The 13,639-nt window shown below is 67.1% G+C and carries 14 protein-coding genes and 1 pseudogene; 12 read left to right on the top strand and 3 right to left on the bottom strand.

Annotation, left to right across the window (positions count from 1 at the left end; genetic code table 11):
- The first annotated feature begins 315 nt into the window (after positions 1 to 315).
- The 9 genes from secY to MSG_RS04735 all read left to right on the top strand — a co-directional run bounded on the left by secY (position 316) and on the right by MSG_RS04735 (position 7,238).
- A complete protein-coding gene (secY, locus tag MSG_RS04695) occupies positions 316 to 1,641 on the top strand; it encodes a preprotein translocase subunit SecY (RefSeq protein WP_096437503.1) in 1,326 nt (441 codons plus the stop codon).
- A complete protein-coding gene (locus MSG_RS04700) occupies positions 1,638 to 2,183 on the top strand; it encodes an adenylate kinase (RefSeq protein ID WP_096437505.1) in 546 nt (181 codons plus the stop codon). The genes secY and MSG_RS04700 overlap by 4 nt, the downstream gene beginning before the upstream one ends.
- Before the next feature lie 2 nt (positions 2,184 to 2,185).
- Positions 2,186 to 2,986, top strand: a complete 801-nt coding sequence (map, locus tag MSG_RS04705; RefSeq protein ID WP_096437507.1) for a type I methionyl aminopeptidase — start codon at positions 2,186 to 2,188, stop codon at positions 2,984 to 2,986.
- A gap of 40 nt (positions 2,987 to 3,026) precedes the next feature.
- Entirely contained in the window at positions 3,027 to 3,572 is a 546-nt protein-coding gene (locus tag MSG_RS04710) for a sigma-70 family RNA polymerase sigma factor (RefSeq protein ID WP_096437509.1), read from the top strand.
- 70 nt (positions 3,573 to 3,642) lie between these two features.
- On the top strand, positions 3,643 to 4,410 hold the full coding sequence (locus tag MSG_RS04715) for an anti-sigma factor family protein (RefSeq protein WP_373421202.1): 768 nt from the start codon (positions 3,643 to 3,645) through the stop codon (positions 4,408 to 4,410).
- Between the two features lie 243 nt (positions 4,411 to 4,653).
- On the top strand, positions 4,654 to 5,154 hold the full coding sequence (locus MSG_RS04720) for a MarR family transcriptional regulator (protein WP_096437511.1): 501 nt from the start codon (positions 4,654 to 4,656) through the stop codon (positions 5,152 to 5,154).
- A gap of 352 nt (positions 5,155 to 5,506) precedes the next feature.
- Positions 5,507 to 5,749 (top strand): Rieske (2Fe-2S) protein, encoded by a 243-nt coding sequence (locus tag MSG_RS25450; RefSeq protein WP_096437513.1) that lies wholly within the window; start codon positions 5,507 to 5,509, stop codon positions 5,747 to 5,749.
- 152 nt (positions 5,750 to 5,901) lie between these two features.
- Positions 5,902 to 6,810: a metallophosphoesterase family protein gene (locus tag MSG_RS04730; protein WP_096444075.1), complete on the top strand. Its 909-nt coding sequence runs from the start codon at positions 5,902 to 5,904 to the stop codon at positions 6,808 to 6,810.
- On the top strand, positions 6,807 to 7,238 hold the full coding sequence (locus MSG_RS04735; protein ID WP_096437515.1) for a hypothetical protein: 432 nt from the start codon (positions 6,807 to 6,809) through the stop codon (positions 7,236 to 7,238). The genes MSG_RS04730 and MSG_RS04735 overlap by 4 nt, the downstream gene beginning before the upstream one ends.
- 34 nt (positions 7,239 to 7,272) lie before the next feature.
- Here the strand turns inward: MSG_RS04735 and mmsB are convergent, their stop codons facing one another.
- From mmsB to MSG_RS04750, 3 genes are read right to left on the bottom strand one after another with little or no spacing between them, the layout of a single operon-like run.
- The gene (gene mmsB, locus MSG_RS04740) at positions 7,273 to 8,157 is read right to left on the bottom strand and encodes a 3-hydroxyisobutyrate dehydrogenase (RefSeq protein ID WP_096437517.1); all 885 of its coding nucleotides are present in this window, start codon (positions 8,155 to 8,157) and stop codon (positions 7,273 to 7,275) included.
- Positions 8,158 to 8,170: 13 nt separating this feature from the next.
- On the bottom strand, positions 8,171 to 9,340 hold the full coding sequence (locus MSG_RS04745; protein ID WP_096437519.1) for an acyl-CoA dehydrogenase family protein: 1,170 nt from the start codon (positions 9,338 to 9,340) through the stop codon (positions 8,171 to 8,173).
- A 4-nt stretch (positions 9,341 to 9,344) separates the two neighbouring features.
- Positions 9,345 to 10,865: a CoA-acylating methylmalonate-semialdehyde dehydrogenase gene (locus tag MSG_RS04750; RefSeq protein ID WP_096437521.1), complete on the bottom strand. Its 1,521-nt coding sequence runs from the start codon at positions 10,863 to 10,865 to the stop codon at positions 9,345 to 9,347.
- A 105-nt stretch (positions 10,866 to 10,970) separates the two neighbouring features.
- On the opposite strand from MSG_RS04750, the pseudogene MSG_RS04755 reads away from it, so the two are divergent.
- The 3 genes and pseudogenes from MSG_RS04755 (at position 10,971) to MSG_RS04765 (ending at position 13,631) form a co-directional block, all read left to right on the top strand.
- A pseudogene (locus MSG_RS04755) lies at positions 10,971 to 12,352 on the top strand (NAD(P)/FAD-dependent oxidoreductase).
- Positions 12,353 to 12,390: 38 nt separating this feature from the next.
- On the top strand, positions 12,391 to 12,939 hold the full coding sequence (locus MSG_RS04760; RefSeq protein ID WP_096437522.1) for an RNA polymerase sigma factor: 549 nt from the start codon (positions 12,391 to 12,393) through the stop codon (positions 12,937 to 12,939).
- Positions 12,936 to 13,631, top strand: coding sequence for a QcrA and Rieske domain-containing protein (locus tag MSG_RS04765; protein ID WP_096437524.1), 696 nt, complete (start codon positions 12,936 to 12,938; stop codon positions 13,629 to 13,631). Before MSG_RS04760 ends, MSG_RS04765 begins: the two co-directional genes overlap by 4 nt.
- The last annotated feature ends 8 nt before the right edge of the window (positions 13,632 to 13,639 follow it).

A 13,639-nucleotide genomic window follows, 5' to 3' on the forward strand; every position in this document is an offset into this window, starting at 1 on the left:
CGAAGCGGGAGGCCAGGTCACCGGCGTCACCGCCGGACCGTGCGCCGCCCGCGTGCGTCATCTGCGCTCCTGTCGCCGTGACCCAGGTTTCGATACTTAGCAAATGCAACGAACCAGCAAAACTCTACGCCTAGTGGCTATGCCCGCGCTGTGTGTTTTCTGGCCGTTTTGGGAAGCTTGGATGACGGGCCTTTTAAGGAGCTACCCGCGCCAGCTGTTAGTCTCGTACACGATTTGACGCGCGACGCCGTTCGTCCTGGCCTGCGGGAGTTGGGCGCGTGACGCAGGATGAACCTAGGTTGCGCAGGAGGAAGAGTGCTTTCGGCTTTCATCTCATCGCTGCGGACAGTCGACCTGAGACGGAAGATCCTCTTTACGCTCGGCATCGTCGTGCTCTACCGGCTCGGCGCCGCGCTGCCGTCGCCCGGGGTCAACTTCCCTAACGTTCAGCAGTGCATCAAAGAGGCGAGCGGCGGCGAGGCCGGACAGATCTACTCCCTGATCAACCTGTTCTCCGGTGGCGCGCTGCTCAAGCTCACGGTGTTCGCGGTGGGCGTCATGCCCTACATCACGGCCAGCATCATCGTGCAGTTGCTCACCGTGGTGATCCCGCGGTTCGAGGAGTTGCGCAAGGAAGGCCAGTCCGGCCAGGCCAAGATGACGCAGTACACCCGGTATCTGGCGATCGCGCTGGCCGTGCTGCAGGCCACCAGCATCGTTGCCCTGGCGGCCAACGGCGGCCTGCTGCAGGGCTGCTCGCTGGACATCATCGCCGACCAGAGCATCTTTACCCTGGTCGTCATCGTGTTGGTGATGACTTCCGGCGCGGCGCTGGTGATGTGGATGGGTGAACTGATCACCGAGCGCGGCATCGGCAACGGCATGTCCCTGCTGATTTTCGTGGGTATCGCCGCGCGCATCCCGTCCGAGGGAAAGACCATCCTGGACAGCCGCGGTGGCGTCATCTTCGCCGCCGTCTGCGTCGCGGCGCTGGCCATCATCGTCGGCGTGGTATTCGTCGAGCAGGGCCAGCGGCGCATCCCGGTCCAGTACGCCAAGCGCATGGTGGGCCGGCGCATGTATGGCGGAACGTCGACGTATCTGCCGCTGAAGGTCAACCAGGCCGGTGTCATCCCGGTCATTTTCGCGTCGTCGCTGATCTACATTCCGCACCTGATCACCCAGCTGGTCCGCAGCGGCAGCGGCGGCGTCGGCAACAGCTGGTGGGACAAGTTCGTCGGCAGTTACCTGTCCGACCCGAGCGATCCGGTGTACATCGGCATCTACTTCGGGCTGATCATCTTCTTCACGTACTTCTACGTATCGATCACTTTCAACCCGGACGAGCGCGCCGACGAAATGAAGAAATTCGGTGGCTTCATTCCGGGCATTCGCCCCGGTAAGCCGACCGCCGACTATCTGCGGTACGTGCTGAGCAGGATTACGCTGCCGGGTTCGATCTACTTGGGTGCCATTTCCGTGCTGCCAAACCTGTTTCTCCAGATCGGCAATGGCGGAGCGGTCCAAAACTTGCCATTTGGCGGTACTGCGGTTCTCATCATGATTGGCGTCGGTTTGGATACGGTCAAACAGATCGAGAGCCAACTCATGCAGCGCAACTACGAAGGGTTTCTCAAGTGAGAGTCGTTTTGCTGGGACCGCCCGGGGCGGGGAAAGGCACGCAGGCCGAAAAGCTCGAGGAAAAGCTCGGGATCCCGCAGATCTCCACTGGCGAACTCTTTCGGCACAACATCGGCGAGGGCACCAGACTGGGACTGGAGGCCAAGCGCTACCTCGACGCCGGTGACCTGGTCCCCTCGGAGCTGACCAACCAACTCGTCGACGACCGGCTCGACGACGCGGCCGTGGCCAAGGGCTTCATCCTCGACGGGTACCCGCGCTCCGTCGAGCAGGCCAAAGCGCTGGACAGCATGCTCGAGCGCCGGGGCGCCACCATCGACGCGGTGCTGGAATTCCGCGTCTCGGAAGACGAGTTGTTGCAGCGTCTCAAGAGTCGCGGCCGCGCCGACGACACCGAGGACGTCATCGTCAACCGGATGAAGGTCTACCGCGACGAGACTGCGCCGCTGCTGGAGTACTACCGCGACCAGTTGAAGACCGTCGACGCCGTCGGCACGCTGGATGAGGTGTTCGCTCGCGCGCTGCAAGCGCTGGGTAAGTAGCGATGCGTCCGCTGGCACGGCTGCGGAGTCGCAGAATCGTGCCACAGCGCAGCGCGGCAGAACTCGAGGCGATGGCCGCGGCCGGTGCCGTGGTGGCCACCGCGCTGCAGGCGGTCCACGCGGCCGCGGTCGCCGGGGCTTCCACCCTGAGTCTCGACGAAATAGCCGAGTCTGTGATCCGTGCGGCGGGCGCGACGCCGTCGTTCCTGGGCTATCACGGCTACCCGGCGTCGATTTGCGCCTCGGTGAACGATCGGGTGGTGCACGGAATCCCGTCTGCTGCGGAGCTTCTCGCGCCCGGTGACCTGGTGTCCATCGATTGCGGCGCGGTGCTCGACGGTTGGCACGGCGACGCCGCGATCACGTTCGGCGTGGACGCATTGGACCCGGCCGACGAGGCGCTGTGCGCCGCGACCAGGGAGTCGCTGGAAGCCGGGATCGCGGCGATGATTCCGGGCAACCGGCTGACCGACGTCGCGCATGCCATCGAAATGGGTACCCGGGCGGCCGAGGTCCGGCACGGGCGCGCGTTCGGAATCGTCGAGGGCTACGGCGGGCACGGCATCGGCCGGCACATGCACATGGACCCCTTCTTGCCCAATGAGGGCGCCCCGGGCCGCGGCCCGCTGCTGGCCCCCGGCTCGGTCCTGGCCATCGAACCGATGCTGACCCTCGGACGCGGCAAAACCGTCGTCCTCGACGACGAATGGACGGTCACCACCACCGACGGGTCGCGCGCCGCGCACTGGGAGCACACCGTTGCCGTGACGGAGTCCGGGCCGCGCATCCTGACGCTGAACTAAACACCTGCTCGACTCGTTTCAGTAGACGGGAGGTGATCGCGTGGCTCGTGTGGTCGGCACGGCGAAGGCGTCCGAGGCTGCCGAAGCCGCGCTGATGAAGGCACTCTACGACGAGCATGCCGCGGTGTTGTGGCGGTACGCCTTGCGGCTCACCGGCGATGCCACCCACGCCGAGGACGTCGTCCAGGAAACGTTGCTGCGGGCCTGGCAGCATCCGGAGGTCATCGGCGACACCGAGCGCTCCGCGCGGGCTTGGCTGTTCACCGTGGCCCGCAACCTGATCATCGACGATCGGCGCAGCGCGCGGTATCGCAACGTGGTCGGTTCGCTCGACGAGGACGGGGCGCCCGAACAGGCCACCCCCGACGAGGTGAACGCGGCGCTGGACCGGCTGTTGATCGCCGACGCGATCGCGCAACTGTCCGTCGAACATCGCGCCGTGATCGAGCGGTCGTACTACCGCGGCTGGACCACCGCGCAGATCGCCTCCGACCTGCTGATCGCCGAGGGAACAGTGAAGTCGCGATTACACTATGCCGTGCGGGCATTGCGGCTCACTCTGCAGGAACTTGGGGTAACCCGATGACAGCACGAGACGTTGTTCGGGCACCAATCCGTGTGGTCATCGGCTCCGAATGCTTGAAGGGTGACGGGAGATGGGTGACATGAGTACGCCGATTCGGGGCGCCAGCCCCCCCGGCGACAACCAGGCTTTCGATCTGATCATGGGCGACGAGCACCGCTACGCGATGTGGGATGCCGCATACGTCCTGGGGTCGCTGTCTGCCAGCGACCGCCGCGAATTCGAGACGCACCTGGCGTCCTGCAAGGCCTGCCGCCAGGCCGTCGCCGAGCTCAGCGGTGTGCCCGCGCTGCTTTCGCAGCTCGACCGCGAGGAAGTCGCCGCGATCGACCGGTCGGGTACCACCGCGCCGGGGTTACCGGAGCCCTCGACGGACTTGTTGCCGTCGCTGTTGGCCAAGGCGCGTTGGCGCCGCCGGCGTACCCGCGTCGTCACCTGGGCCGGCTCGGCCGCGGCCGCCGCGGTGCTCGCGGTCGGGGTGTTCGTTGGTGTGCAGGGCCATTCGGCGGCGCCGCAGCAGCAGGTGGCCGCGTCCGCGGAGCCGATGTCACAGGTGGGCACCACGCTGCTGACGTCCACGGTGCAGCTGTCGGCCCAGCATTGGGGCACGTTCATCAACCTCAAATGCGTCTGCCTGGCTCCGGCGTACGCACACCACGACACGCTGGCGATGGTGGTGGTGGGTCGTGACGGCAGCCAGACCCGGCTGGCTACGTGGGTGGCCGAGCCCGGCCACACGGCGACACCGGCCGGCAGCATCTCGACTCCGCTCGACCAGATCGCCGCCGTGCGGGTGGTGTCCGCCGACAGCGGCCAAGTACTGCTGGAGCGGTCGCTCTAACGCCGGCGCGCTGGCGATGCTCGTCGGGTGAAGTCTCAACGGTGGCAATCGTTCTCGCGATTTGCGATTACTGCGAGCCGCCGATGTCGGCGTGGAAAGTCAGCTGCGGCAACGTATTCGGCGCATCGCCGGATGGGCTCCGGTGCACCCTGAGTAGTCACGCGTCCACGCGGGCGGTCGTCTCGGCAGTGGCAAAGGCGCTCCGCCCTCCCGCACGCGCCGCGGGTGCGGTAAGAAAAGGACGTGGCTGCCTCATCGAAACCCGATCCGATCGCCGCGGCGCGGAACAACTGGGAGCGGGCGGGTTGGGGCGACGTCGCGCAGGGCATGGTCGCGGTGACCTCGGTGATGCGGGCGCATCAGATCCTGCTCGCCCGCGTCGAGACAGCGCTGCGTCCCTACGACTTGAGCTTCTCCCGTTTCGAGCTGCTGCGGCTGCTGGCGTTCAGCCGCAGCGGAGCGTTGCCGATCACCAAAGCATCCGACCGGCTGCAGGTCCACGTCACCAGCGTCACCCACGCGATTCGCCGGCTGGAGGCCGACGGGTTGGTGCAACGGGTTCCACACCCCACCGACGGCCGCACCACCCTGGTGCAGATCACCGACCTCGGCCGGTCGACGGTCGAGGACGCCACCGTCACGCTCAACGAGCGGGTGTTCGCCGATGTGGGAATGACCGCTGACGAAGCGCGGGCCTTGGTGTCGTCCATCGAAACCCTGCGGCGCCACGCCGGCGACTTCTGAGCGGGGGACCGTGCGGTCACCGTCCGCAACCCCTACCGCACGTAACCCGTCGCCCTATCTGTTGGTGACCGCCCCAGGGGGGCGGGCCGCCAGCGATCGAGGAGGGCAAACCACGTGCCACAGGCGGAGGACAACGCAACAGAAATCGGATCTGCATACGCCCGCATGACGACCCGGCGCGGCGTCGTGATCGGTGCTTGCGGATTGGGCGCAGCCGCCGTGCTCGCCGCGTGTGCCGACAACAAGGCCAAGCCGGCATCGGAGCGCGCGGCCGCCGGCGGTCAGGCCGCATCCGCTGTGCGGCCGCAGGCATTGAAGCCCAACGACGTTCCGGTCGGCGGGGGGGGGGGGGGTGATTCTCGCCGACCAAGACACCGTGGTGACGCAGCCACAGCCGGACCAGTTCAAGGCATTCAGCGCCACCTGCAGCCATCTGGGGTGTCAGGTGGAACGCGTCAGCGACGGCACCATCAAGTGCCCTTGCCACGGTAGCCAATACAGCGTGGTCGACGGTTCGGTCGTCCACGGTCCGGCGACAAAGCCGCTGCCCGCCAAGACCGTAAGTGTCAGCAACGGCCTCCTGGCGATCTCGTAGCCAGGGGCGTGAACGCGCGTGTAACCCGCGCTACCTATCTATCGGTGATGCGTCCGTCAAGTGATCCTGGAGGCTAAGAAGCCGTGAGCATCGATCGAGATTCGAACAAGCCGGACCATGAACAAGGTTCGGATTCCCACGATCCGCGCGGCATGACGCGCCGGCAGCTGATACGGCATTCCGCATGGTTCGGCGCGGCCGTCGGGCTGGCCGTCGCCGGTGGCGAAGTGATCTCACACATCGCGGGCAGCACCACCGCCGTTGCGGCCCAGGCCAAGCCCACACTGCGCTTCGCACAGGTCAGTGACAGCCACATCGGGTTCACCGGAAAGGCGAACCCCGATGTCGCCGGTTCCTTCAGCCGCGCGATCGACCAGATCAATCACCTCGGCTATACGCCGGATTTCATCATCCACACCGGCGATCTCACTCACCTCGCGACCCCCGAGCAGTTCGATCAGGTCAAGCAGATGATGACCGGGTTCGCCACGCCGCATGTGTTCACCGTTCCCGGTGAGCACGACTCCTCCGATGATTCCGGGCAGAAGTACCTCAAGGCCTTCGGGGCGGGCTCTCGCGGTGACGGCTGGTACAGCTTCGACATCTCCGGTGTGCATGTGATCGCGTTGGTGAACACCTTGAACCTGGAAAAGCTTGGCCACCTCGGCAACGAACAGCTCGAATTCGTCCGGCAGGACGTCGCAGGGTTGTCGGCTGACACGCCGATCATCGTGTTCAGCCACATCCCGTTGTTCGCGATGTATCCCGCGTGGGGGTGGGGCACCGACGACGCCAGTCAGGCGTTGAGTCATCTGCGTCGATTCTCGTCGGTGACATGCCTGAATGGCCATGTCCACCAATTGTTTACCAAGACCGAAGGCAACGTCACCTTTTACAGCGGGACCACGACGGCCTACCCGTTGCCGCATCCCGGCGACGGGCCGGGACCCAAACCGGTAACCCTGCCCGCGGGGAAACTGCAGGACGCTTTGGGGATTCGCGAAGTCAGTTACTTCAAAGGCCAACAGGCACTGGCGCTCAAGGAGCAGAAACTGCAATGAAATCGATCGACATCGCGCTCCGGGCCGGGCTGGTGGCGACACTTGCGACCAGCGGCGTGGACCACGCCTACCTCTACCTCGACGGCTACCGCAACATCCCTGTGGTGGGGTTCGGCTTCCTTGCGCAGGCCAGCGTGTTCTGTGCGATCGCTGTGCTCATCGGGCTGGGCGGGCCCGATTGGTTGGTGTGGCTGGCCGGAGCGTTGTCCCTCGGCACGCTGGGTGCTTTCGCACTGTCTCGCACTGTCGGGCTGTTCGGCTTCGTCGAGCAAGGCTGGGAGCCCGCACCGCATCCCGCGCTGAGCGTCGCCGCCCAAGTCGGAACCGGCGTCCTGTCTCTGCTGTGGGTGGCAGATCGCCGCAAGGCCACCGGAGAACAGCGACCAACGGCACCGGATCATCTTGTGGGAGCGAAGGACAACGCCTGAGCCGCGCCCTGCGGACCGATGGTGACGCCTGCGCTCAGCCGGTGCGAAGCACGTCGATGACCGCGCTGAAGTCCAAAGCGCCGTGCTCGGCGGCGAACTTGGCGTAGATCTCGGCCGCGTGCGCCCCCAGCGGCGCCGAGGAGCCCGTCGACCTGACCGCGTCCATCGCCAGGCCCAGGTCCTTATTCATCAAAGCGGTCGCGAAGCCCGGCTTGAAGTCGTTGTTGGCCGGTGACGTCGGAACCGGTCCCGGCACCGGGCAATTGGTGTGCACCGCCCAGCAGTTGCCGGTCGCGCCGGTGATGACGTCGAACAGCGACTGCGCCGACAGGCCGAGCTTCTCGGCGAGGACGAAGGCCTCGCCGACGGCGATCTGCTGCACCGCCAGCACCATGTTGTTGCAGACCTTGGCGGCCTGGCCCGCCCCGGCGGCACCGCAGTGAATGATCTTGCCCGCCATGGGTTCCAGCACCCGCCGGGCGCGTTGCACCGCCTCGTCCTCGCCGCCGACCATGAACGCGAGCGTTCCGGCGACGGCGCCCTTCACCCCGCCGGAGACCGGCGCGTCCAGCTGGGCAACGCCGTGGGATTCCGCCAGCGCATGCACCTCGCGGGCGTCGCTGACCGAGATCGTGGAGCTGTCGATGAACAAGGCTCCGGCACGCGCGGACGGCAGCACTTCGGCGTAGCAGCGTTTGACCAGGTCGCCGTTGGGCAGCATGGTGATCACCACGTCGGCCCCGGTCACCGCGTCGGCAGCGCTGTCGAAACCGGTGACGCCGTTCGCCGCTGCGGCGGACAGTGCCGCTGGCGCGGGATCGAATCCGCGCACCGCGTGGTTGGCGGCGGCCAGATTCGCCGCCATGGGCGCGCCCATGTTACCCAGGCCCAGGAAGGCCACGGTCAAATGCTCAGTCATCTCCAAGACCCTTCTAGGCGTTGGCTTGAGAAGCCCTGAATCGTGCGGCCTCGGCCCGGCCGACGACCACCCGCATGATCTCGTTGGTGCCTTCCAGGATTCGGTGCACTCGCAGATCGCGGACGATCTTTTCCAGGCCGTACTCGCGCAGGTAGCCGTAGCCGCCGTGCAGTTGCAGGGCCTTGTCGGCGACGTCGAAGCAGGTGTCGGTGACGTAGCGTTTGGCCATCGCGCACAGCTCGACCTTGTCGGCGCTGTTGGCGTCCAGCGCACTTGCGGCTCGCCACAACATCATTCGCGAGGTCTCCAGCCCGGTCGCCATGTCGGCCAGGGTGAACCGGATGGTCGGCTCGTCGAGCAGCGACGACCCGAACGCCTGCCGCTCCCGCACATACGACCCAGCCTTGTCGAAGGCGGCTTGCGCCCCGCCCAGCGAGCACGCGGCGATGTTCAACCGACCACCGTTGAGGCCGTTCATCGCGATGCCGAAACCTGCGCCCTCGCCGTCGGCTCCGCCCAGCATGGCCCCGGCGGGCACCCGCACCCCCTCCAGGATCACCTGCGCGGTGGGTTGGGCGTGCCAGCCCATCTTCTCCTCGAGTGCGCCGAAACTCAGACCGGGCGTGCCTTTTTCGATGATGAACGCCGAGATTCCACGCGGGCCGTCACCACCGGTGCGAGCCATCACCACGTAGACGTCGGAGGCGCCCGCGCCGGAGATGAACTGCTTGACACCGTCGAGCACGTAGTCGCCACCGTGGGCGACCGCGCGGGTGCTCAACGCGCTGGCATCGGACCCGGCGCCCGGCTCGGTCAGGCAATAGCTGGCGATGACGTCCATCGGCGCCAGCCGCGGAATCCATTCCTTGCGTTGCTCGTCGGTGCCGAAGCTGTCGATCATCCACGCGCACATGTTGTGGATCGACAGGAACGCGGCGGTCGTCGGGTCGGCGATCGCCAGCTGCTCGAAGATGCGCACCCCGTCGAGCCGGCGCAGCCCGCTGCCGCCGACGTCGTCGCGGCAGTAGATCGCCGCCATGCCGAGCTGGGCGGCCTCCCGCAAGACATCCGTCGGAAAGTGCTTGGCCGCATCCCATTCCAGGGCGTACGGCGCGACACGTTTCGCGGCGAAGGCGGCGGCCGTCTCGGTGATGACGCGTTCGTCGTCGTTGAGGTCGAACATCGCCCTACTCCATTGTCGGAATCACGAATTCGGCGCCATCCTTGATGCCGGACGGCCACCGCGACGTCACCGTCTTGACCTTGGTGTAGAACTGGATCGACGCCGGGCCGTGCTGGTTGAGGTCGCCGAAGCCGGACCGCTTCCAGCCGCCGAAGGTGTGGTAGGCCACCGGGACCGGGATCGGCACGTTGACGCCGACCATGCCCACCTCGACCCGAGAGACGAAGTCGCGCGCGGCGTCGCCGTCGCGGGTGAAGACCGCCACGCCGTTGCCGTACTCATGCTCGGACGGCAGCCGCAACGCCTCCTCGTAATCGTGGGCCCGCACGATGCACAGCACCGGTCCGAAGATCTCGTCGGTGTAGATCGACATGTCGGTGGTGACGTGGTCGAACAGGGTGGGCCCGATGAAGAAGCCGCCCTCCAGGTTGGCATCGCCGAAGGTCAGGTCGTCGCTGGTCCGCTCGCGACCGTCGATGACCAGTTCGGCACCCGCTGCCACGCCCTGGCCGATGTAGTCACGCACCCGGGCTACGGCGGCCTCGGTGACCAGCGGGCCGTAGTCGGCCTTGGGGTCCAGGCTGTGCCCGACGCGCAGGTTGTTGATCCGCTCAATCAGCCGGGCGCGCAACCGGTCCGCGGTCTGCTCGCCGACGGGGACCGCGACGCTGATCGCCATGCAGCGTTCGCCGGCGCTGCCATAGCCGGCGCCGATCAGCGCGTCGACGGCCTGGTCGAGGTCGGCGTCGGGCATCACGATCATGTGGTTCTTGGCGCCGCCGAAGCACTGCGAGCGCTTGTCGTTGGCCGCGGCCGTCGAGTAGATGTAATGCGCGATGTCGGAGCTGCCGACAAAACCGACCGCCTTGATGTCGGGATGGTGCAGGATCGCGTCGACGGCCTCCTTGTCGCCGTGGACGACCTGGAAGACGCCCGGCGGCAGGCCGGCCTCGAGAAACAGCTCGGCCAGCCGTACCGGCACCGACGGGTCGCGCTCGCTCGGCTTGAGCACGAACGCGTTGCCACAGGCCAGCGCGGGTCCGGCCTTCCAGAGCGGGATCATCGCCGGGAAGTTGAACGGGGTGATGCCCGCGACCACGCCCAGCGGCTGGCGCAGAGAGTAGACGTCGATGCCTGGGCCGGCGCCCTCGCTGTATTCGCCCTTGAGCAGGTGGGGGATTCCGATCGCGAACTCGATCACCTCGATGCCGCGCTGGATATCGCCGCGCGCGTCGGGGACCGTCTTGCCGTGCTCGAGGGACAGCAGCTCGGCCAGCTCGTCCATATTGTTGTTGACCAGCTCGACGAACTTCATCATCACGCGCGCGCGGCGCTGTGGATTCCATGCGGCCCAACCCTTTTGGGCCTCGACAGCCGAGGCCACCGCCGCGTCGACGTCGGCTGCCGAGGCCATCGGGACTGATCCCTGGACCTTGCCGGTGCTCGGGTTGAAAACGTCAGCGGTGCGGCTGGACTGGCCTGCGGTGCGCTTCCCATCGATGAAGTGCGGGATCTGTGTGGTCATGAGGGTCCTCGAGTGCGCGAAGAAGGATAAGGAGTGGCCTTGGTTACTAGGAGATCCTAGTAACTGCCGAGGGAGGCTGGCAAGTGGGGTCAGCCTTGACCCGGTATGCACAGCATCGAGGCCGACTATCTGGTCGTCGGGGCCGGCGCCATGGGTATGGCGTTCATCGACACGCTCGTGTCCGAGACGCCGGCGCGCATCGTGATGGTCGATCGCAATCACCAGCCCGGCGGGCACTGGACCGCCGCGTACCCGTTCGCCCGGCTGCATCACCCGTCGGCGTTCTATGGCGTCAACTCCTACCCCTCGGCAGCGACACGATCGACCGGACCGGCTGGAACGAGGGTCTCTACGAACTCGCGACCGCAGGTGAGGTCAACGCCTACTACGACCACGTCCTGCGCCAGCGCCTGCTCCCGACGGGTCAGGTCAGCTATTTCCCGATGACCGAATACCTGGGCGCGGGCCGCTTCACCACGCTGGCGGGCGCGGAGTACACCGTCACCGCGCGCCGCATCGTCGACGCCACCTACATGCGGGTGATGGTTCCCTCGATGCGCCCGCCGCCCTACCGCGTGGCCCCCGGCATCGACTGAATCCCGCCCAACGACCTGCCACGCGCCGGCGCCCGCGAGCGCTACGTCGTCGTCGGGGCCGGGGAGACCGGCATCGACGTCTGCTTGCGGCTGCTGGGGCACGGCATCGCGCCGGACCGTGCGACGCTGCAACCCGGACCGGAATTCGCCGACGTCATCAAGGCCAGCTTCACCGCACAATTGCGCGCGGTCCGGGACGCGGTGTCGATCGGGGACCTGTTCACCCGCCTCGAAGACGCCGGCGTCTTGCTGCGGATCGATCCGGCGGTCCGGCCCACCATGTACCGCTGCGCGACCGTCTCCGGCCGCGAGCTCGAGCAGCTGCGCCGGATCACCGATGTCGTGCGCATGGGGCACCTGCTGCGCATCGAGGACGACCGGATGGTTCTCGAGGGCGGCGGCGTCGCGATGGACGGCCACGCCCTTTATGTCGCCCGCACCGCCGACGGTGCCGAAAAGAGGCCGGCCGCAGCCATTTTCGACGACGGGCAGATCACGCTGCAAAGCGTGCGGGGTTGTCAGCAGATTTTCAGCGCCGCGCTGATCGCGCACGTCGAAGCCGACTACCCCGACGACGCCACGAAGAATCGGCTTTGTCTGCCGCTGCCGCACCCCGACACCGACCTGGACTGGCTGCGGCTGGCGCAGGCCGACTACCGCAACCAGTTGCGTTTCCTGGACGACCCCGAGCTGACGGAGTGGCTGGCGTCGGTCCGCCTGGATCTCTTCGGTCATCTGATGGGACGTCTGCTCGCGCCGCCGTCGGCCAAGCCCAAGGTGCGAGACCGCATCCTGGGCATGGCCAAGAAGGCACTGTCGGCCACCGCTGCCAAACTGGACGCGCTGATGGCCGCCGAGGCCGCACTCTCGCCTGGACGGCGCCCCGTGTAACCCGAGCGGATATTGATCGGGGAAGGGGAAGGAGGCAGGTGACGGCGTTCAACGAACCCGGCGGCCCGCGGTCCCTGCGCGCGGTGCCCGACCAGGGCTTCGAGGGCTACCGCGATTGGGAAGCGGTGTACTCCGACAACGCCACCTGGGTGTACCGCATGCTGTTCGCCCGAGTCGGCAACCAGGCCGACGCCCAGGACCTCACCGCCGAGGTCTTCCTGGCGGCGCTGCGGCCGCTGCGCCTGACCGCGAGCGTGGGCGAAATTCGCGCCTACCTTCGGACCACGGCCCGCACGGTGCTGGCCGCGCACTGGCGGGAAACCCTGGGGCGGGAGATAACCTCGATCGACGACACCGAACAACCGCCGGAGAGCGAGGAAGCGATCAGCACCGCACCACAGCGTGTCGCCCAGGTGCTCGACGCGCTGCCGGACCGCTATCGCCGAATTCTGGAATTGCGATTCTTGCAAGGTAATTCGATCAAGGAGTCGGCTACCGAACTCGGGATAAGCGTCGCCAACGCCAAGGTGTTGCAGCATCGCGCACTGCGGTTGGCGGCACAGGTCAACGATGGGGGCCAGTCATGAACGCGCGAGGATTGCGCCGCTACGTCGACGATCTGCTGCGGGGCAGCCGGCCCAAGGCGTTTGCGCCCGACGATTTCGAGGCCGCGCAGATTCGCACGGCTATCGAGCTGCGGGCGGCGCGGCCCGGCGGCGACGCCCCACGCCAAGAATTCCTCACCGACCTGCACCGCCGCCTCGCCGAGCAAATGGCCGGTGCGCCGGCAGCACCGGCGCCCAAGCCGAACTCCACGCGCCGCCAGGTCATCGTCGGCACCTCGGCCGCCGCGGCCGCCGCGGTCACCGCGGTGGCCGTCGATCGGGCGGTGACCGGAAGCCGCAGCGACGCGCCGGTCGTCGCGGGCGAGCTGAGGCCCAACGACGGCAGCTGGCAGCGGGTCGCGGTCAGCGCCGACGTGCCGGACGGGCGGATGCATCCGTTCGATCTCGGTTCGGTCAGCGGATTCGTCCGTCGTGTCGACGGCAAGCCCCAGGCCGTGTCGGGGGTGTGCACCCATCAGGGGTGCCGGCTGTGGTTCGACGCGCCCGACGACCGGCTGCGCTGCCCCTGCCACTCGACGTCCTTCGCGCCCGACGGACAGGTGCTCACGCACCAACTGCCGATCGCGCCGAAGCCGTTGCCCGCGTTGATGGTTCGCGAGGTCAACGGGGTGATCGAGGTGCTCGCCCCGCCGCAGCCAGACCAGTCGACCTAGGAGCTCTA

The sequence above is a fragment of the Mycobacterium shigaense genome (genome assembly GCF_002356315.1).
Classification (GTDB): domain Bacteria; phylum Actinomycetota; class Actinomycetes; order Mycobacteriales; family Mycobacteriaceae; genus Mycobacterium; species Mycobacterium shigaense.